We start from the raw sequence: 20,852 nt of genomic DNA, 5'->3' as shown, positions 1-20,852 counted from the left end.
GACAGTCGCAGCAACCGAGTGGGCACAACCGAATTAAAGGCGGCGGTTTTTACGATTTTAGATTGGGGATTGGCGATCGGGCATTTCGCCCGATCGCCATCCCCAATCTATCTAGCTGGCTAGATAATCGTTGATATCTTGCTTGCGCTTGCGGAGTTTGGTCAAAGCTTCCCGTTCAATTTGTCGCACTCGTTCCCGACTGATGTTGAGACGATCGCCTATTTTTGCCAAGGTTAAGGTTTGCCCGTCTTCTAAACCGAACCGCAAGGCGAGGACTTCTCGCTGTTGCTGAGTCAGTTCCGCCATCAGGTGGTCTAAGTCAGTCCGCAGGGAAGCTTGCAGGGCAAAATCTTCCGGGGTAGTACCGGTATCTTCCAACAAATCGCCCAACTCTGTATCTTGATTGTCTCCCACGCGCAAGTCCAGGGAAAGTGGCAGGCGCGCGCGATCGAGATATTCGCGAATCTGTTTGGGAGTCAAATCTAACTCGGACGCCAACTCAGCAGCAGTAGCCGCGCGACCGAGTTGTTGAGCTAGCAAGCGCTGAGCCTTTTTAATTTTGTTGAGCTTTTCGGTAATGTGGATCGGTAAGCGGATGGTGCGGCCTTTTTCGGCGATCGCCCGAGTAATTGCCTGACGAATCCACCAATAAGCATAAGTTGAAAATCTGTAGCCCTTAGTCGGGTCAAATTTTTCTACTCCCCGCTGCATCCCGATCGTGCCTTCCTGAATTAGATCGAGCAAATCTACGTTGCGCTTGATGTATTTTTTGGCAACAGACACTACCAGGCGGAGATTGGCTTCCACCATTTGGCGCTTTGCCCTTTCCCCGTGTTCGATCGTCCGCTGCAACTGTGCCTCAGACAGCCCGACTGCCTGTGCCCATTCAGCCGCCGTCGGGTCGCGGCCTAACTCTTCGGCTAAAATATTTTTCTCCTGATGCAGTGCGGCTGAGCGCTGTACCTGTTTCCCGTAGAGTATTTCTTGCTCATGGGTCAACAGCGGAACGCGACCGATTTCCCGCAAGTAAGCGCGAACAGAATCTGTATCTGAGGACTTAAGAGTTTTCATGAGCTTTTCCCGCTGAGGATCTGTGCCTCTAAAGGTTTGCGGCTTCGCAAACCCCTAGCTTTAAGTGAAAGGAAAGCGGGCGGGGACTTGCGCTTTCCTTTCACTTAAAGAGGCTTCGTTTTATGGTAACTAGCTGCTACTCCCAGTCAGCACCGTCTCAGGTTAGGTTTTGGTTGGGGCGTGCACAATACTACGTTATGTTAAGAATCTTAACATTTGTGAGAGCCGTTGCCTACATTTCTTCATATTTATTTCGTGTAAGTCTGCACTGCACTGTATGAGAGTACCCGTAAACTAGCTTCAGAGTTTGCATCATGTTAAACAAAATCGGGCAAATTTCAGAGAGGGAGAGGGGAGAGGGGGAGATGGGGAAATGGCCCAGAGGGGGAGATGGGGAGATGGGGAGATGGGGAGATGGGGAGATGGGAGACGCTACCAGATGCTTTTCCAAAACGCAATTAAAAAATACTAGGACTTACGCATTGACAGAATAACAAAATAGTGAATTGATAAATAAGGGTCGTCTAGTAATGGGTATGGGAGAATGAGAGAAATTACTAAACCCTCGACAGCACAATGCAATCTAGACATCTACACCTTATTTTTGCTGTCAGAGCCAAAATATGGAGGGTGCAGTAGGTTAGCCGAGATATTGGGAGATGTTTCACATTCAGGGTATCAATCGCTTTTTATTGAGAGAGAGATATGAACCAAAAGATTGATTTAGCATAATGCGTGAAAATTATCAACCTGGTAGGGGGGATATTAAGTGTAGACGATACAGTCATAGAAAAGATTTACAGCGACCCTAAAAATGCGGAATTAATCAGTTATTTTTGGTCAGGGAAAGCCCATAAAACTATTGTTGGCTTAAATTTAATGTAAGGATTCAGGTCACTGAACTCCTTGCTGGGTAAAGACTTTAGATATGTAGCTTGATGCTAAATAAATCTCTATTGTCAATAGAGCGGGAAAAACTGTGATTTCTGGTCACTTATTGACAGTCAACAGATCGAGACAAAAGCTCTTACTTTACCCTGAAACCCTTGCCACATAAGCGCTGGAGCTGCAAGTTTTTTGACCTGAATCCTTACACTGGGAGATAATTATTTAGATTAATACTCAGATTTGGCACTATTTGTAATCAGTGTTTCATGGGCGGGCTAGCAGCAACAGCCCACCATAAAACTTACTTATTGTGAAACAGGCATCTTGCCTGTTTCTTGTCTGATTACTTGTGATTGATTCCTAGATTAAACTGAGCATTCCCTGCAATGCTGTCTAATTTGTAACAGTTTCAGCATTAGTTTCCGGCAGCGGTTTGCGCGTGCACAGATAAGCCAGCGGCCCGAACAACGGCACTAATGTTACTGCCCAAAATGCTGTAGAATTCTGCATTCCTCGGCGCGCCATGTCGTCTCCTAATAAAGCAGGAAATAGTAGGCAAAGCATACAAAAATCTAAACTCATTACGTGGATAAAGCGGCTGCTTTGCCACTGCCCAATAAAATCAGACCAATCGCCTTTTGTCAAGCCAAAGGAAACTAAAGCAGCAGCGCCTAATGTTAGGATAATGGCAGTAAAACGGGAGTCTAATATCTTTAAAAAGACGTTTTTAGTGCCAGAAAATTCTGGATTCGGTTCGCGCAGGGCTAAATAAGGCAGCAAGGCAAATGCGCCCACACCAAACGATAAAGTGGCAAACAACCATGCAGGTATTTTCTGGCCCCTGCCGTCAGCAAACAGCACGCAACTGTAGATGAGCGGCCAGACTCCCATGATGTTGAACAACGCTACAATTAAAGGGTTGATGTCTGCTATTTTGCCTGTGGAAAGATTTGTAATTAGTGCGATAGTTTCTGGGCTGTCGGGTGGTGCAAATACAAAGGCGTAGGTGGTAAATGCAATCCACAGCAGCCAAAATCCAATTTTTCTGGACATAGTTAGTTGTCTTTACTTCTGATATTACTATAACAATCTTAAAGGGTTTTTGAAAGATACTTTTTTTGTTAACCGGAGAGGACGCAGAGGAAGAGAAGATGAGAGCGGAAGGTATTGCTATTTGGTATCGCCTGTTTTTGGCAGATTGGTAAATTTTTGCATAAATTGGCGATCGATCCAATCTTTCCAATACCACAACAACCATGATTCCCACATGAAATTGCCGCGAGATGCGATCGCCCTTTTATTCCCAGTACCAATTAACCCTAAGTATTGTTCCTGCGGTACAAAGGGTTTCAGCGGTTTTTCCAATAAAAACTGCTGCAAATTTTCAAACAGCGGTTTGCCCTGACGCACGGCAAACACGCCTGCTTTGGGACGGGGATAATTAACCATCGCGGCGATATCTCCAGACCCAAATACGTTGGGGTGAGAGACTGATTGCAGGCAATCGTTGACTTGCATAAAGCCGTTTGAGTCGGCTGCTAAACCGGATTCTCTTATCCAATGGGCTGCCGATGCTTGTGTCACCCAAAAAATGCGATCGCACTCTAATTCTAAACCTGATTTACAGGAAATTTGGTAATTGGTAGGGAATTGAGGGTTGGTTTCTCTCTCAATCTTTTTTACTGCACAGACTTTTTCCTGCAAATGCACTTTAACGCCACGATTAATCAGAATTTCTTTAAGGCGGCGGCGCACCCGCTGATTGTGTCCCTGCATCAATTCAGCACCGCTGTGAAACAAATGAATTTCTGATGATAAGTTTTCTAATTTTTCCTCCCTCTTCCTTCTTCCCTCTTCCTTCTTCCCTCTTCCTTCTTCCCTCTTCCTTCTTCCTTCTTCCTTCTTCCCTCTTCCTTCTTCCTTCTTCCTTCTTCCCTCTTCCTTCCCCAATCGAGATTGCATATTTAATGCTAATTCTACGCCGCCTGCACCGCCGCCCACAATGACAATTCGCAGCGGTTTTTGGGGATGGTTTTGCCTTTCGGAAATTAACTGATTCCAGCTAGCTAAAAACTCCGGTACGGGTTTAGCTGGAATTGCATATTCTGCGGCACCCGGCACAGATAAAGTCGCGGGAGTGCTGCCGATATCCACAGAAAGCAAATCAAAATTAACTGGAGGGCGAGTTTGACAAATAACTAAATTTTTGCTAAAGTCGATCGCGATCGCCCGATCGACCAATATTTGACACCCGGCAAATTCAGCGAGCGATCGCAAATCGATGTGACATTCATCATAATCGTAAAACCCGGCAACGTGCCCCGGCAGCATCCCCGAATAAGGCGCGTGCAGGACATCGCTAATCAGAGTCAAACGCACACCGGGCAGCGGTTTGATGCCAAACATTTTTAAGACAATAGCATGACTGTGACCGCCGCCAATTAAGACTAAATCTTTCACAAAATTACAGATGTTCGATCGAAATGTTCTTTTCCCCGATATTGTACAGCACTCGCACTCCTTGGGCCACACTGTCCGGTAAGGAGAGCTTGCAGTGCGTAATGAATGATTTCCCAGCAGTTAGATAGAATGCTGTCACTTACCATCGGTATCAAATATTATAGGCTCAGTTGCGATCGTCGCAAAATCTGCACAAATAGCTGTAGACTGGTTAGCGAGCAAATTTTACCACCAAATTATGCCGGGGTGTGTTTGGATAGCTAACTCACCATTCAAAACTATGACATTACGCATCATTCCGCGCAGTTGGCAGCGATCGATTAAAACTCTTTTACCGCTTCTGTTTGCCCTCTCATTCATTATAGTATTGCTGGCGAACAACTTGATTCCGGCGATCGCCGAGCAACCCCGCCAGGAAATTCGCGGCGTTTGGATGACTACAAACGACAAAGACATCCTCAGAGATCGTCGCAAACTAGGAGATGCTGTCAGCCAACTAAAGCGGTTAAATTTCAACACTATTTATCCTGTAGCCTGGAATTCTGGCTATGCAATGTATCCCAGCTATGTAGCGCAGCAAAGAGACATTCAACCCTTTGTTTACAGAGGGTTAGACGGACAAGATATGCTCGCAGATTTAATCGATAAAGCTCACCGCCAAGGCCTGCTAGTAATTCCTTGGTTTGAGTTTGGCTTCATGGCTCCTCCCACATCAGAATTAGCCTTAAATAATCCAGAGTGGCTGACACAAAAACAAGACGGCAGCCAAACATCAAACGGCGCAGGTGGGGAAGTAGTTTGGCTCAATCCCTTTCATCCCGAAGTGCAGCAATTCATTACCGAACTCGTACTCGAAATCACCACTCAATACAACGCAGACGGCATTCAATTTGACGATCACATGAGTTTGCCGTCGGAATTTGGCTACGATGACTACACAGTTGCTTTGTATACCAAAGAAACCAAAAAAGCGCCGCCCAAAGATTTTCAAAATCCAGCATGGGTGCAGTGGCGAGCCAATAAAATTACCGCTTTTATGTCGCAGCTAAATCAAGCCGTCAAAGCAGTAAAACCGAATGCAATTTTCTCTATTTCTCCCAATTACTACGAATTTGCTTACAAACATCACCTCCAAGATTGGCTGACTTGGGTGCGTTTGGATATTGCCGACGAGCTAATCGTGCAAGTGTACCGTCCCAATCTAGAATCGTTTGTCGGCAAGATTAACCGTCCAGAAATGCAAGAAGCACAGCAAAAGATTCCCACCGCAGTTGGGATTATGACAGGTTTGAGAAATAGCCCAGTACCGATTCAGCAAATTAAATCTCAGGTGCAAGCAGTCCAAGAATACGGCTTAGGCGTCGCTTTCTTCTACTACGAAAGCTTGTGGGAATATGCGCCAGAACCAATTGCCGATCGGCTTTCTCAATTTAGTGCTTTCTTCCCGTCTTCTGCATTCCGAACAGCGCTACAAATACCGAGACGCGCGGCTACTTTCCCTCCGCCTGCGCCACCCAAACCAGACCCGAAAGCTAAGCCGGATCGACCTACCAAAAACAGCGCACCTTCCCCCTCGCCAACCACGTAAAAAAATTCGTAAAAAATTTAAAAAGTAGGGTGCGCATTGCGCACCTTACCGCGATCTCAATCATTAATCATTAATAAAAATGCAAACTAACCAAAAACTTTTACTGCCAAAAATGGGCTGTGGGACTTGGGCATGGGGCAACAGATTGCTGTGGGGCTATGATGAAAGTATGGACGGCGAATTGCAGGCCGCTTTCAATCTTTGTGTCAGCAACGGTGTGACTTTATTCGATACCGGTGACTCTTACGGAACTGGCAAATTAAACGGACGCAGCGAACAGCTTTTGGGTCAGTTTTCTCAACAATATTCAGGTGCAAATAAAGACAGTATTTGTATTGCGACAAAACTGGCTGCCTATCCTTGGAGACTGACGCGACAATCAATGATATCGGCGGGTAAAGCCTCTGCTTCGCGCCTCGGAAAAAATGTAGATTTGGTGCAAATGCACTGGTCTACAGCCAATTACGCTCCTTGGCAAGAAAGCGCTCTTTTGGACGGTTTGGCTGACCTTTACGAGCAAGGATTGGTCAAGGGTGTGGGCTTGTCTAATTACGGGCCGAAACGGCTGAAATGGGTGCATCAGAAATTTAGCGATCGCCAAATTCCAATTGTTACTTTACAAGTGCAATATTCGCTACTTTCTACCTATCCGGTGACTGAACTCGGGTTGAAAGATGTTTGCGATGAATTGGGGATAAAATTGATTGCTTACAGTCCTCTAGCCTTGGGATTGCTGACGGGTAAATATTCGGAAAACGGCGCGTTTCCTAAAGGTATTCGAGGTTTAGCGTGCAAGCAGCTACTTCCGGGAATGCGATCGCTTTTAGACTGTTTGCGAGAAATAGCGACATCCAGAAACAAGACTGTTTCGCAGGTAGCTATTAATTGGTGCATCTGCAAAGAAACTATTCCCATTCCAGGGGCAAAATCTGCGGCACAGGCGAGGGATAATATTGGTGCTTTGGGGTGGAAATTAGATGGCGGCGAGATTGAAGAATTGGATAAAGCGGCGGCGAGTGCAGATAAAAAAATGGTGCAAAATATTTTTCAAACTAAGTAATAATACCAAATCCGAGTTAAACGCCCCCTTTATTTCTTAGTCTGCGGAGGCAGACTTTGTTTGACAAGGAGCGGTTTCAACCGCCGAATGATCGAGGGGATAACTATTTCGGCAAATTTCCCTGATTTCTGTTTCAGGATGAGTGACAAGGTAATCTTTTAGCCACAAACAACCCCGCCCGATTAAAATATCTAGATCGACTTCTAAATTCCACAACTTGATAGTATTATCAATCCCAGCAGAAGCTAGTGTTTTACCATCTGGACTAAACATAACGCTAGTAACTCTACCGAGATGCCCTTCTAGCGTTGAAATTTCTCGACCATTTTCTGCATTCCACACTCTCACAGTACCGTCATCACTAGAGGAAGCTAAAATCTTGCCATCTAGACTGAAACTGATATTACTTACATCAGATAAATGTCCTTCTAGGGTGAACAACAAACTGCTATTTTCTGCATTCCACAGTTTGACAATACTGTCCGAACCAGCAGAAGCTAAGATTTTACCATTTGGACTAAAACTAATGGTATTTACCCAACCGCTATGGGCGGGAAAAGCCTGCGTCAAAGTAGCAGTTTTTAAATTTAATACCATTATATCACCGTCAGAACAAGCCACAGCTAGAGATTTGCCATCTAAACTAAAACTTAAATCGGTAACAATACTGCGAGGTTCTTTAAAGGTTTGCAGCAAACTACCATCTGCTACATTCCAAAGTTTTACCGTACTATCAGAACTGCCAGAAGCTAAGGTATTCCCATCTGGACTAAAGCGAATTATCCTAACCCAAGCACGATGACCGTTGAGAGTTTTTAGCAATCTACCATCTTGCACATTCCACAACTTCACTGTTTTGTCAACACTGGCGGAAGCTAACATCTTACCATCGGGACTAAAACTAACACTTAGCACCCCCTCTTGATGACCGTTAAGAGTTTGGAGTAAAGTACCATTCTTGCTATTCCACAGCTTTATTTTAAAGTCGTCGCTACCGGAAGCTAACATATTACCGTCGGGACTAAAACTTACAGCTTGAACATTAGCGCTATTTCCTTTAATGGTTTGCGGTTCCCTAACCTCTAAATTCCAGAGCTTGATTGCACTATCAAAACTTCCAGAAACAAGAGTTTTGCCATCTGGACTAAAACCGATACTCATAATTCTCCCGCGATGTCCTTTGAGAAGTTGCGGTTCGGTTCTGTTGTCGTTTATATCCTCTAAATTCCACAACTTTACGGTACTATCGGAACTGATAGTGGCTAGAGTTTTGCCATCGGGACTAAAAATTGCACTCCAGACAGCCCTGCGATGGGTTGGGAGGTTTTGCAACAAAGTTCCATCTGCTACATTCCACAGTTTCACTATGCCTTCTTCATCGGTAGAAGCTAAGGTTTTACCATCGGGACTAAAACTGACACTTCTGGTATGACTTTTATGACCTTCGAGAGTATTTACGAGGGTTCCATCGTGAATATTCCACAGCTTCACGGTTGTATCAAAACTTGCAGAAGCGAGAGTTTTACCATCGGGACTAAAACTAATATGGTTAATGCTATGGGTATGCCCTTTCAGAGTTTTTAATAACGTAGCATCTGCTGTTTTCCACAAATTGATAAAACCAGCGGAACTACAGGAAGCGAGAATTTGACCGTCAGGACTAAAACTGACACCTCTCACCCAGCTACGATGAGCCTTAATAGTTTTAATTAAAGTGCTGTGCGTTACATCCCACAACTTGACGGTACCATCTTCACTTCCCGAAGCCAAAATTTTGCCATTAGGATGAAAACTCACACTCGTAACTCTACCAGTATGTCCTGTCAGAGTTGATATCAATGTCGCTGGTCTAGCATTCCACAGTTTTACCGTACCATCCTCGCTAGCAGAAGCAAAAATTTTGCCATCGGGACTGAAAGTCACACTTTTGATAGCGCCGCGATGACCGATCGCGCGATCGCTTTCTCTAACATGATATATTGCTTGTTGCAGTCCCCTCATTACCTGCATCTGTGTCTCGTTGGTGGCTGATTGTTCTAACTTTTTCATCTTTTGTGCTGCTTGTAATGCTTTCAGCAGCGCTGCAAAAGGATCTGAAACCAAAGCTGCTTTAGAAAATGAAGTTTGCAGGACTACTTGTTGTTCGGCTAGTTCCTGTTGGGCTTTTTTTACTTGTAATTGAATCGAGATTGCTGTGATTATAGAAATCCCCAAAACTACAGAACCGATCGCAATGATGCGGGTAGCCCTGCGCTTGGCTTGAGTTAATTTTAATTTTGCTTGTTGTTGAGCCGAGACTAAAGTATCATTGGCTTTTGCTAATATCTGACCTTCTTCTTCTTTAACAGCTAAAGCCTGTTGAACTTCTCGCTTTTCCCAATCTTGAGATGCTCCTAAAAAGCGGTAATCCAGATGGCTTAAATTTTTATCTATCGACCATTCCAGAGCGTCTTGCAGCGCTTTTCCCCGCAGCAGACGCGAATTATCCTCAAAATTAGCAGCAGCCCAAGCATTAAAAGTTTCTGAATAAGGCCGCAGCTTTCCTAGCTGTTTTTCCACCCATTCCAGATTGAAAACTTCGGCATAAATTCGGTTGTAAACTTTTAATCTTCCCTGCTGTTGCACCACTAAACCTGACAGCCGCAGTTCGGTTTGTTCGGGACTGCCATCAGCAAGAACCCCCCCCAGCCCCCCCTTGCTAAGGGGGGGAGCAAGAACAGAATTTAGCTCACCTTTGCTCAAGGGAAATAGAGCAGCACTTAGCCCCCCCTTGCTAAGGGGGGGTTGGGGGGGGTTCATGGATTCCAAGATTTGCTGGTAAAGCCCCAATAGCTGTCCGGCTTTTTGCTGATTTCTCAAAAGTCGATCGCGAATAGTTTTCAAATGTTCCGGCTCGTCTTGAGACTCCCAATTCTCAACAATCCGCAACTTCACCAACCCCTCAATTCCCTCCTCCTCTTCCTTTGTGGAACAGACATCCCGCCTGTCTTTCTGGGCGCCCTCCGTGCCGCTGCGGTTAACTCTCTGCAACTCATTTTCCAACACCAACTTGCACAGCTTTTGCGTCAAAAAAGGTTGTCCCCCCGTCCAATCCAATATCTGGGCCATGACACTTTCTGGATTGTCAACCAGCCCCTGCCAACCATCCATCAAAGGCTGCACTTCACCAATCACAAAACCGCCTAAATTAATCGCCCTACCAATATTAAAAGGAGTTTGAGTTTTATCCGCAATCAAATCCGAAGGAGTTGCCACTCCCAACAGCGCAAAAGTCAGCCTGCGGTAGAGAGGATTGTCAACTCTTTGATTGTAAAACCAGCGGATCAGAGCAAAAAACTCATCCGCAGAAAAATTCATGCTCAACACTCGATCGATCTCGTCAATGAAAATAACTGTATTTTGTGGGATTTCAACTAAAACCACTTCTTCAATAAACAAACTAAACCGCTGGAGAGGCGATAGCAAATCCCGGCGATCGCGCCACCAATTCCGCCAATTAATTTTATTACTTAGCTGACAGCTACTGACTAAAGAATTGATAATTCCCGCATACCACTTTTCGGGAGTTACATCTTCTTTGCCAATACCAGTTAGATCGATAAAAGCACAAACAGTACCTTCAGCTTGCAGCTTGCGCATCGCCCGCACCCGCAAACTAGATTTGCCCATTTGGCGCGAATTTAAAACATAACAAAACTCACCGGCTTTCAAACATTCGTAAAAGTCCAAGTCTGCTTGGCGCGTCACGTAACTCGACGCATCTCCTGCGAGACTTCCGCCAATCTGATATTCATCGCTAACTGGAGATTCTTTCATCATTGCTTGCACCCATATTTAGATTTGATTGTACGATCGCAAATCTGACTCTGTAGAGATTTAGCAAAAAACCTGACTTTTTCGGATTTCGATCGGGATGCACCTGATTTTTTCCTATAAATTCAAAACCTGAAGCTATTTATCAGTTTCTATAATACCTGATTTTATCACCATTGCGGTTCAGGAGTTTTAGCAAGAAACTGATAACAGAAAGCGAAAGGTGCAGCAAACAAATATAAACACCGATCGCTTCCGCAAACTCAAAAAATAGTTACAAATAGGAACTACTCCCATGACAAAACTTAGAACTATCGCCGATGCTAACATTTCTACATTCGGTTTAATTGAAGACTTGACCGATGTTCCTCGGACAGAAGACCCCGATGGCGATCCCAATCCCAATGAACCCCGTTTTATTGAAGACTTTACCGATGTTCCTCGGACAGACCCCGATGGCGATCCAATGGTAAAAACACGCGAAGTAATCGGTTCTGACAGTAACTCTACTAACCGCTTGTTCGGCAGTATCGATAAAATCGGTGGCTTACCCAATGACAACATAACGGGAACGCCAGGAGATGACTACCTAATCGGGAATGATGACAATCAGGTTAATGATGCAATCTTTGGTGGTGGTGGTGCAGATAAACTCAAAGGTCTTAACGGTGACGACTTCCTGTTTGGCGGTAGTGGTAAAGATAGTTTATATGGCGGTGGTGGTTCCGACTGGTTGGAAGGTAATAGCGGCAATGACATTCTCATCGGTCACACCAACGATGAAGGAAAATACGATTCTTATGAAGTCGATACCTTAATTGGAGGTTCGGGAGCAGATCAATTCTCGCTAGTTATGAACGGGGGGCCAGACCCTAAACTTCCTTACTTAGATGGTCTGGGCGAGCACGCCTATGCGATTATTTGGGACTTTAAGAAAGCAGATGGGGATGCAATCTTGATGCTGGGTAAAAAGCAAGATTACGAATTTGTATCGGGCTACTACGATTACGGCAATGACTCTTTGAAAGACACTAGAATATTTTATCAAGGTGACATGATTGCCGTGGTTTCAGATAACATGGCTGCGGATTTAACCCTGTCATTCGTCTAATTCTATCTGTAAGGTGCGCAGTGCGCACCCTACGAAGTCAACCGGTGCGCAGTGCACGCCCTACGAAGTCAACCGCATTGCGCACCCGACTTTTTAACTATTTTTTAATCTAAAACACGGCAGAAATACTCGCGGTACAAATTGCAACGCGGCATAACATAGTTGTTTTGCCGCCGCACAATTCCCATGCTGTGCAATTTGTAAATTTGCATCGAATCTAATTCCACTGGTTGGGCCGAATTAACAACTTTTTTCAAAGCTACAGCTAATTCGGGATTGTGTTGAAGTATTTCCAAATGCTTGCGCAAATGATTGCTGTAGATTCCCGATTCTGAGGCAGCATTTTCTAATAGCTGATTTAAGGCAATGTTTCCACAGCTAATCTCATACATTGCCAATCTGACTAAGTAAGGATGTCCGCCGATCGCACTTATTAACTCTCGCAATTGCCCCTCATCCCAATCCAAGCCGTGCAAACGAGCTAAATCGTAAATTTGCTGGCTTTCAAACTCCTGCAATTCAATGGGAACCCCGGCATTAAACGGAGATTGATTCATGTCCAAGGGAATATAAACTTCCGTAGAATGCGCCATTACCAACCGCAGTTTTTTCCAGACATCCGAAATCTTGGCTTTTTCGTGCCAGCTTCGCAGCATCCCCAGAAAGTCTTCAACTACTTCTGTGTAGGGAAATAGGCGATCGACTTCATCCAACCCCAAAACCAGAGGCGCTGCTGTTTCTGCTAGCAAATACTCTTCAAAGTAAACCGTACAGTTATCGTTGCTGCCCAAAATATCCGTATCCCAATATTCGTTTAACTTGTTTTCTAACTTTAACTGCCGGCTTACCATCAAACACAGCCAGCGCAGAAATTTATCCAAATTTGTTAATATCCCTCGGTCTGCGGCGCTCAAATCCAGGTAAACTGCGTGATATTTCTCCCCCTGGGCGCGAGCTAAAATTCGGTTCATCAATGAAGTTTTGCCCATCATTTCCGGTGCTTTGATCCGAATCAGCGAACCGGGTTTCACAACAGTTTCGCAGCAGAGAGATTCGACGCTGGAACGCTCTACATAAAAAGGAGAATCTAATGCTACCGACCCTTCGGGAAACTGCAAGTTTGCTACTATAGGTAGAGTGGGTGAGGGGAAATTTGTGTTAATAGATTGACTTGATTCTGGTGACGCAGCTCTCCTCAAAGCTTCTTTAAAATTTTTCTTAGTGATTTTTTCTCCTAATGCGTCTGAAAGCTTGTGCCACAATTTATTGCCGACATCTTTGTTGAGGTATTCAGCACTGTAGCCGTAAGTTTGGGCGATTTCGTCGTAACTTTTGCCTTCCCAGGAACCTTGAAGGACTTTCATTTCGATGTCGCTGAGATGTTTGCCGGTATTTTGGGCAAAAATGCGATCGGCAGCTTCTTTGGTTTGGTTCCAAGAGAATTCTAATTCTGAGTTCATGGCCTTGGCCTGTGAGTACGTATATACGTAGATATGCAGACTTTTACAGGAGATATATTGTTCCTGGATGGAAAAGTTACCCTGACTTTTCCCTATTTTAACTGATTTAACCTGAGTTTTTACTGTCAATTACTGCTACCAGCCATTTTTGTACTGATTTAAACACCTGATTTTATTCCCATTGTCGGTTGCTTTGTTAGAAGAGAAACTAGGAGATATCAAGCAAGTTAGTTGAGTTGCCCTCACCCTTGCACCCATTTGAAAACAAACAGGAGCAACAGAAATGTCATCAGTTATTAACGGTACTCAATTCGACGACAACAACACAGTCAACGGCGACGGTCAATTCCACAAATCCTTAGTTGGAGACGATTTTACGATCGACGGTCAAGGTCAAATTCTGATTGCAAATGATACAATCTACGGCTATGAAGGCAACGATAAATTGTTCGGTCGCGCTGGAGATGACTTGCTTGACGGTAGCTTCGGAGAGGACGAATTAAATGGCGGTGCCGGCAACGATAAATTACAGGGTGGCTTCGGCAACGATAAATTGAACGGCGATGACGGCAACGATTATTTAACAGGCGATGCAGGCGAGGATAGATTATACGGAGGCGCAGGTAAAGATACGCTATCGGGAGGGCTTCACAACGATTATCTATTCGGAGGAAGCGGCAAAGATTATCTGATCGGCGGCGACGGTAACGATTACCTTGACGGTGCTAATTTTTCGGGTGCTGGTAACGGTATAGGCGGCGGCAGTGAATCCGATTCTCTCGCCGGTGGCGCGGGAACGGACACATTTGTACTCGGTAACATTAATAACGTTTACTACCTCGGAACTGGCCACGCGACAATTACTGATTTTACTTTAGGTCTAGATAAAATCCAAATAAAAGGCAATTTAGCGGACGGCTATTCCCTCAAAGCTGGCGATTGGAACGGCAACAAGGCTCAAGATACTGGTATCTTCTACAAGGATAATTTGATTGGCGTTGTACAAGATACAAACTTAACTAATGTTAACCCAAATCAAGTATTCTTCTCGGCGCCTCCCATCCCCGTATAGTGTCAACGATCGCTGTCAAAGGGCGGGCATCGGAGCACCGCCCTACATTATTTTAACCGGAGTTTTTTATGATGAATAATTCGGGCGATCGGCAAAAATCAAGCAGATTTTTATACACAAGTTTGACCTTAATTTCAGCTATCCTCTTAGGAGGCTTGGGAAAGCTTTACGACGAGTCCAACAACATAGCTTTAGCGTCAGAAGGCATCCCCGTTAGCGGTAGCGGCGACGCGCAACTCCAGCCTATTTTACAATCCCTAACACAATTCATGCAGCATCGGTGCGTCGGTGCCGCCGTCCTCGGTGTTTCTGTTAAAGGTAAACCCGTGGGTGTTTGGGGTCTGGGCCGCATGAAAGGCCGATCGACTAATAATGTAAATCCGGCTTGCGGCGACGATATGCAGGCTCCTCTGGCTCCTCCAGTAGCGGCAGATACCCCCATGCGTATGGGCAGCATCAGCAAGCCTGTTACCTTTGCAATGGTGCGCTGGGCGCTGAAACAGACAGCGCGCGATCGCGCAAATTTAGAACTGACTGACGACCAAATTGAAGGGATGAAATTGTTCGATCCAGAGCATTATCCGCCGCTAATTCCCGGTTTGAACAAACAATATCCAGTAGCGATTATTCCTCAAAACTTGCACGCCGTATTTTCGGGAAAAGTGAAATTTTCCGTACCCGTGAAAGACAAAAACTGTGCCAATCTCAACACGGGATTTGCAGACAAACAGTGGCAAAACGTCACCCTCGGACACTTATTATCGCACCGATCGGGACTTCAGCGGAGCGCGCCCAGATACGGTGAAGATATCACTGCAAATTTGCCCGTGCTTCGCAATCTGAAAACCCCGGCAGATTTTCAATCGCAAGAACAGTTACTTGTCAGCGAATGGGGCAGCAAATCTATCAGTTCAGCTAAAAATCAACTCGGCATTTCTCCTAGCACCGGCTATTTTTTGCCGAGTCCTACTTTAGAAGAAACTATGCAGATTTTGGCAGGGCGATGCCTTCAGTATCCGCTCGGTCAATATCACTATTCCAATACCAGTCCCGCATTTCCAACAATTATTTTGGAGCAGTTGGTAGCTTCCGGCAGATATGCGGCTAAAATGGGTAAATTAGAAACTCATCAAGGTTCGGCTTTAGAAGTTTTTTTTAAAGCGGAGTTAGGAATTTCTACTACGGCTGCGAGGGGAATTTTCATGAGCCAAGGATTAGAAAATATTGTCGATCGCGAACCAGATAAACGCGACTGGAACGGGCAGACTTATTATTGGCAGGGATGGGATGTGAAGCGGCCGCACTGCATCTGGAAGGGCAGCTTGTGCGATTTTTATAGTTGGCTAAATCCGCAGCCGGGGACGATAAATTGGTCTTGGAATTTAGGGCGAGTTCCTTTTAGCAGCAGAAACACAGATTTGGTACCCGGTACTGGTTCGCTTGCTGCGGAAGCTGGAGTTTTCCTCAAATTTATGTCTGAATATTGGGTAGGCGGTTATGAAAATAACCCGCGCATCGGGGAGAAGCGAAATCAGGTTTGGAATCGATATACCGCGCACAATGGAGCGCTTGACGGCACTCATGCTTGGGCTATTCAGTTAGGGGGAAATCGCAATCCGAAAGAGTGGAAATTGCCGCCGCTGGATGATAAAGGTCGCATCGTTGATGATTTTGGGAAGTTGATGATGTATTCGGGTAATTTGCCGGATGGAGTCGATATTTTTGTGGCTGTGAATCAAAATGCCGATCGCAAATGTGTAGAGGCTAAAAGTTACAATTGCGGGGAGGCTTACGGACTTTTGGATAATTTTATTTTGTACGGTGTTTCTCAGGTGAATTGGGGGGCGATCGCGCCTTAATAGTACCACAACAACTACCAGAAAAAGAGAGGACTGAAGTCCTCCCTACAAACCTAGAAATTGCTTTCATATCAATTCCGGTAGCATCGGAATTATTAATATTACTCAAAGCCCGGACACGGCACTGCCGTGTTCTCTATGTCATAAGGAGTGTTACCGGAATTGATATCATTGATTTGCACAGAACTTTTCCACACACCGTACAAACATTTCTACACCCATCCCCAGCGCAGTTTCATCAAAATCAAAACGCGGGTGATGGTGCGGGTAAGCCAAGTTTTTCTCGGGATTTGCCGAACCTAAAAAGAAATAGCAACCGGGGATTTCTTGCAAAAAGAACGACATATCTTCCCCGCCCATTGTTTGACATTCCGGCACTATTCCCGCAGGAGTTTCTACAACCGATTCGGCAACGCTGCGCACCAATTCAGCTATTCTGGAATCATTAATCACTGGCGGGTAAAGCGCACAATAATCGAATTTGTAATTGGCCCCGTGACTCTGACAAATTCCGGCAATTACTTGCTCGATGCGCTTGTCAAAATAACTTTGATATTTTGGATTGAAATAGCGCACTGTGCCGCCGATTTGAGCGGTGTCGGCGATGACGTTGTGGGTGTGGCCTGCGTGGAATTTACCGACAGTTACTACCGCTGAGTCGATCGGGTCAATGTTCCGGGCGACAATTGCCTGTAAAGCGCTGACAATTTGGGCTGTAACTACGATCGCATCCACAGTCTGATGCGGCATTGCACCGTGCCCGCCTTTGCCAAAAATCGTGCAATCAAAAGTTTCTACAGCCGCCATCAGCGCGCCGCTGCGAACGCCTACAGTGCCTAAAGGTAGATTGTTCCACAAATGCAAGCCGACGATCGCATCAACATCAGGATTTTTCAAAACTCCCGCTTCAATCATCGGTTTTGCGCCGCCAGGCCCTTCTTCGGCGGGCTGAAAGATCATTTTTACTTTACCCGAAAAGCTGTGTTTGTGCTTTGCCAGATAGCAAGCAGTACCGAGGGCGATCGCAGTATGGCCGTCGTGGCCGCAAGCGTGCATAATTCCCTTATGCTGCGATCGATAATCCACCTCATTTTCCTCTTGAATCGGCAAAGCATCCATATCAGCCCGAATTGCCAAAACCCGCCCCGGTTTGCCGCTGTCTATCGTTGCGACAATCCCAGTTTTAGCAATATTAGTTTGATGCTCAATTCCCCATTCCTGCAACTTTTGCGAGACAAACCCCGCCGTTAAATTTTCCTCAAAACTCAACTCCGGCTTCTGGTGCAAAAGGCGGCGCCATTCGACTAGCTGAGGCTGCAAATTTCTAATCTCAAGCCGCAATTGAGATAAATTGACAGAAGTTAAATTCGGTAAAGTAGAAACCATGTTTTATTCTCCTTATAGCAATTTGTAAAACTCTCTCTTTTCTTTCTCTGCGCTCTCTGCGCTCTCTGCGGTTAAAATAAAATCTTAGTTTTTAACCGCAGAGGCCGCAGAGTACGCAGAGGAAAAGAGCTGTTTAGAGTAAGGTTATTTAGCAGTCTGAGGAATTAAATTAGCCCCCGGAAGTAACCGCTCTAAATCTAATTCTGAAGCTGCTTTAGCTAATTTGGCAAGGTCAGTCGGGTCATCTAAATGCGGCAAAATACCCAACACAGGCATTTGAGTTAGGGATTGGATCAAATCAATCGGTGCGAGATCGGTAATTTCTGGTTCGGAATAAGCTTGAACGCAATTAAGCACAATTCCTCTCAGCTTAAAACCAGTGTGTCTGGCGAGAGCAACATTCGCCACAGCTTGCCCGATCGCCCCCAACCTCACAGGTACCACCAACACTCCCCTCAGCCGCCAATCCCTGGCAATATCGGCCACCGTCAGTTCCCGGGTTACAGGCGAACCCAGCCCTCCCAAAGCTTCCACCAACACAAAATCCTTGCGCTCAGAGAGGCTTTGCCACGCCGTCCAGACCTTTTCCAGCTCGATATGTCTCCCCTCCCGTTCGGCGGCAATCGGCGGTGCTAGAGGCGCGCCGAAGTGCAGCGGATTGAGTTCTTCGGGGGATTGGTCGAGGGCAAACAAACGGGTGTAGAGTTCGCGATCGCCCGTTCCCGTTTGCAACAGCTTCATAATTCCCAAACTGCGATCGGGAAAATACCTTTGCCAATAAGCAGCCAGAGCGCTGGTCAAAACAGTTTTGCCCGCGTCGGTATCAGTTCCAGCAATTAGCAAGGAGTTCATTGACAAATAGCTAACAAATAATTGGCCTCAACATCAGTCTAGGGGAATTTTGCCAGAAGTCTAGGGTTCCGGCGACGGCGCGGGAGTTGGCGCTGGTTCCGGCGACGGCGCAGGAGTTGGCGCGGGTTCCGGCGACGGTGCGGGAGTTGGCACTGGTTCCGGCGACGGTGCGGGTTCCGGCGACGGCGCGGGAGTTGGTGCGGGAGTTGGCGCGGGAGTTGGCGCGGGAGTTGGCGCGGGAGTCGGTGCGGGAGTCGGTTTGGGCGTCGGTTTGGGCGCGGGAGTCGGTGCGGGAGTCGGTTTTGGCGTCGGAGTTGGCGCTGGGGTCGGTGCGGGAGTCGGTTTTGGTGTCGGAGTTGGCGCTGGGGTCGGTTCTGTGGTCGGTTCTGGGGTCGGTTCCGGCACAGGTTCTGGGGTTGGTTCCGGCACAGGTTCTGGGGTTGGTTCCGGTAAAGGTTCTGGGGTTGGTTCCGGCAAAGGTTCTGGGGTTGGTTCCGGCAAAGGTTCTGGGGTTGGGGTTGGCAAAGGTTGTGGAGTCGGGGTTGGCAAAGGTTGCGGGTTTGGTACCGGAGTTAGTCTGGGCGTCGGACTTGTGAGTTCTGGCGGTGTCGGAGTGGGTTTGGGCTGCTGATTGTTGTTGAGAAATGAGCCGACTAAAGCCCAGGAACCGAAGCCTGTCAAGATTACTAAGCCCGCCAGCAGTCCGATCGCAGCGACGGGATTGTCCCAAATAGAGCCACCAGCCGGCTCAATTAGCGGGTCTGGCTGGTTTTGCGGGTGGGAACTCTGGGCGGCTCGCTCGGGCCCTCTACCCACGGCCACGGTTGCGATTAGCGAAGCGTTTGACGGCACTACTTCTGGCGCGGGCGGTACAGTTGGCGGGTTAGAGTAAGGATTAGTTTGACCGTCGAGTGCTTGGGCGACTTCGCTGACAGATTGATAGCGATCGCCCGGAGACCGGCTCAACATCCGATTGATCACCAAAGCTAAACCCGGGCTCACCTGCACTTGCTGCTGCCAATTCCACTGAAGCGTTGTTCGATCGAGCAATTCCTGCGGTTCTTTCCCCGTCAGCAGGACGATCGCCGTTACAGCTAAAGCGTAGAGGTCGCTGCTGGCAGTTGCTCGCCCGCTTTGCAATTGTTCCACCGGCGCGTAGCCGATTTTACCGACAGTTGTCGCGTGGGCTGTTCCTTCGGGAGACTGGACTTTGGTGGCGAGTTCCTTCACCACTCCAAAGTCAATCAGCACCGGCAACTGGTCGTTTTCCCGCCGAATTATATTTTCCGGCGAGATGTCGCGGTGGATGATGCCGCGGGCGTGGATGTGAGCTAGTACCGGCAGCATTTGCCGGATAAATACCAAGACTTCGGCTTCGGTGAAACTGCGGCCTGTTGAAGTTCGATCGAGCATTAGTTCGCGGTAAGTCATCCCTTCCACGTAATCCTGCACCAAAAACAAACGCTGGTTTTCTTCAAATATTGCCCGAAACTGGGGAATTTGCGGGTGCCCAATTTGGTAAAGTATTGCCGCCTCTCTTTGAAACAATTCCTTCGATTTTTCCAAAACGTAAGGCCCGCTTTGCACCGGAATCAATTCCTTCAGGGCGCAGCGTTCTTGAAACCGCCCCAAATCTTCTACTAAATAAGTCCGGCCAAATCCCCCTTGACCTAAAATATTAACCAAGCGGTAGCGGTTTTGTAGGAGAGTTCCAATAGCAATAGGTGGCTGCATAAGTTTAAGTAGAAACTGTTAAAAAATAGACGATCGCTCACAGACTTAGTAATGCTAGGTCTTTAATGCTCTTGAGCATACTTCACTATCTGTAGTCCCCAGTCCCGACCAAAGTTAGTATTTTACATTTTTTTGACATTCTTGGACGCAAGGATGGTCAGAAAGCGGGTTTTTTCACGAAAAGACACAGGTTGTAACCCGCATATCCGATCGAAAACCCGGTTTCTGCGTCAATATCTCAAGGGAGAAATGCACGATTTTTCGTAGAAACCGGGTTTTTTGGCCTTAGCCCTAATAAATTGTCGCCCCTCGGCCTAAGCCATACATCTCTATAAAGCTTGAGATTATTTATGGGAGATGTCTACTGACTACTGACTACTGACTACTGACTACTGACTACTGACTACTGACTATTGACTACTGACCAATGACCAATGACCAATGACCAATGACCAATGACCAATGACCAATGACCAATGACCAATGACCAATGACCAA

At 46.4% G+C, this 20,852-nt stretch carries 13 protein-coding genes and 1 pseudogene; 6 read left to right on the top strand and 8 right to left on the bottom strand.

Translation table 11 applies throughout. The features are described from left to right. Positions 1-111: 111 nt before the first annotated feature. On the bottom strand, positions 112-1,071 hold the full coding sequence (locus QUB70_RS17835) for an RNA polymerase sigma factor, RpoD/SigA family (RefSeq protein ID WP_332982338.1): 960 nt from the start codon (positions 1,069-1,071) through the stop codon (positions 112-114). Positions 1,072-1,615: 544 nt separating this feature from the next. On the opposite strand from QUB70_RS17835, the pseudogene QUB70_RS17830 reads away from it, so the two are divergent. Beyond that, positions 1,616-1,953: pseudogene (locus tag QUB70_RS17830) on the top strand (IS701-like element ISAcma42 family transposase); the annotation flags it as partial. Positions 1,954-2,352: 399 nt separating this feature from the next. Here the strand turns inward: QUB70_RS17830 and QUB70_RS17825 are convergent. Together QUB70_RS17825 and QUB70_RS17820 are read right to left on the bottom strand one after the other, a co-directional pair. Next, on the bottom strand, positions 2,353-3,012 hold the full coding sequence (locus QUB70_RS17825; protein ID WP_332982336.1) for a DUF2834 domain-containing protein: 660 nt from the start codon (positions 3,010-3,012) through the stop codon (positions 2,353-2,355). Positions 3,013-3,129: 117 nt separating this feature from the next. Then, positions 3,130-4,419, bottom strand: a complete 1,290-nt coding sequence (locus QUB70_RS17820) for an FAD-dependent oxidoreductase (RefSeq protein WP_332982333.1) — start codon at positions 4,417-4,419, stop codon at positions 3,130-3,132. Between the two features lie 196 nt (positions 4,420-4,615). Here QUB70_RS17820 and QUB70_RS17815 point away from each other — a divergent pair, with 196 nt between their 5' ends. Both QUB70_RS17815 and QUB70_RS17810 read left to right on the top strand, forming a co-directional pair. Further along, positions 4,616-6,007 carry a glycoside hydrolase family 10 protein gene (locus QUB70_RS17815; RefSeq protein WP_332982377.1) on the top strand — a complete coding sequence of 464 codons (1,392 nt, stop codon included), beginning with the start codon at positions 4,616-4,618 and terminating at the stop codon, positions 6,005-6,007. Between the two features lie 79 nt (positions 6,008-6,086). Continuing rightward, a complete protein-coding gene (locus tag QUB70_RS17810) occupies positions 6,087-7,067 on the top strand; it encodes an aldo/keto reductase (RefSeq protein WP_332982331.1) in 981 nt (326 codons plus the stop codon). Between the two features lie 36 nt (positions 7,068-7,103). On the opposite strand, the gene QUB70_RS17805 is transcribed toward QUB70_RS17810, so the two are convergent. Beyond that, the gene (locus QUB70_RS17805; RefSeq protein ID WP_332982330.1) at positions 7,104-10,886 is read right to left on the bottom strand and encodes an AAA-like domain-containing protein; all 3,783 of its coding nucleotides are present in this window, start codon (positions 10,884-10,886) and stop codon (positions 7,104-7,106) included. A gap of 289 nt (positions 10,887-11,175) precedes the next feature. On the opposite strand from QUB70_RS17805, the gene QUB70_RS17800 reads away from it, so the two are divergent. After that, positions 11,176-11,991 (top strand): calcium-binding protein, encoded by an 816-nt coding sequence (locus QUB70_RS17800; protein WP_332982329.1) that lies wholly within the window; start codon positions 11,176-11,178, stop codon positions 11,989-11,991. Between the two features lie 104 nt (positions 11,992-12,095). Here QUB70_RS17800 and QUB70_RS17795 read toward each other — a convergent pair whose 3' ends face one another. Further along, a complete protein-coding gene (locus tag QUB70_RS17795) occupies positions 12,096-13,451 on the bottom strand; it encodes an AAA-like domain-containing protein (RefSeq protein ID WP_332982328.1) in 1,356 nt (451 codons plus the stop codon). Positions 13,452-13,734: 283 nt separating this feature from the next. On the opposite strand from QUB70_RS17795, the gene QUB70_RS17790 reads away from it, so the two are divergent. Both QUB70_RS17790 and QUB70_RS17785 read left to right on the top strand, forming a co-directional pair. Then, entirely contained in the window at positions 13,735-14,523 is a 789-nt protein-coding gene (locus QUB70_RS17790; RefSeq protein ID WP_332982326.1) for a calcium-binding protein, read from the top strand. Between the two features lie 68 nt (positions 14,524-14,591). Continuing rightward, positions 14,592-16,382 (top strand): serine hydrolase, encoded by a 1,791-nt coding sequence (locus QUB70_RS17785; protein ID WP_332982324.1) that lies wholly within the window; start codon positions 14,592-14,594, stop codon positions 16,380-16,382. 168 nt (positions 16,383-16,550) lie between these two features. Here QUB70_RS17785 and QUB70_RS17780 read toward each other — a convergent pair whose 3' ends face one another. The 3 genes from QUB70_RS17780 to QUB70_RS17770 form a co-directional block, all read right to left on the bottom strand. After that, positions 16,551-17,768: a M20 family metallopeptidase gene (locus tag QUB70_RS17780; protein ID WP_332982322.1), complete on the bottom strand. Its 1,218-nt coding sequence runs from the start codon at positions 17,766-17,768 to the stop codon at positions 16,551-16,553. A 144-nt stretch (positions 17,769-17,912) separates the two neighbouring features. Beyond that, positions 17,913-18,620, bottom strand: coding sequence for a dethiobiotin synthase (gene bioD, locus QUB70_RS17775; RefSeq protein WP_332982320.1), 708 nt, complete (start codon positions 18,618-18,620; stop codon positions 17,913-17,915). Positions 18,621-18,680: 60 nt separating this feature from the next. Then, on the bottom strand, positions 18,681-20,354 hold the full coding sequence (locus QUB70_RS17770) for a protein kinase domain-containing protein (protein ID WP_332982318.1): 1,674 nt from the start codon (positions 20,352-20,354) through the stop codon (positions 18,681-18,683). Positions 20,355-20,852 lie beyond the last annotated feature (498 nt).

This window comes from Microcoleus sp. A003_D6 (assembly GCF_036702825.1).
Classification (GTDB): Bacteria; Cyanobacteriota; Cyanobacteriia; order Cyanobacteriales; family Microcoleaceae; genus Microcoleus.
The sequence above is the reverse complement of the archived record's forward strand: the minus strand, read 5'-3'. Positions and strand labels throughout refer to the sequence as shown.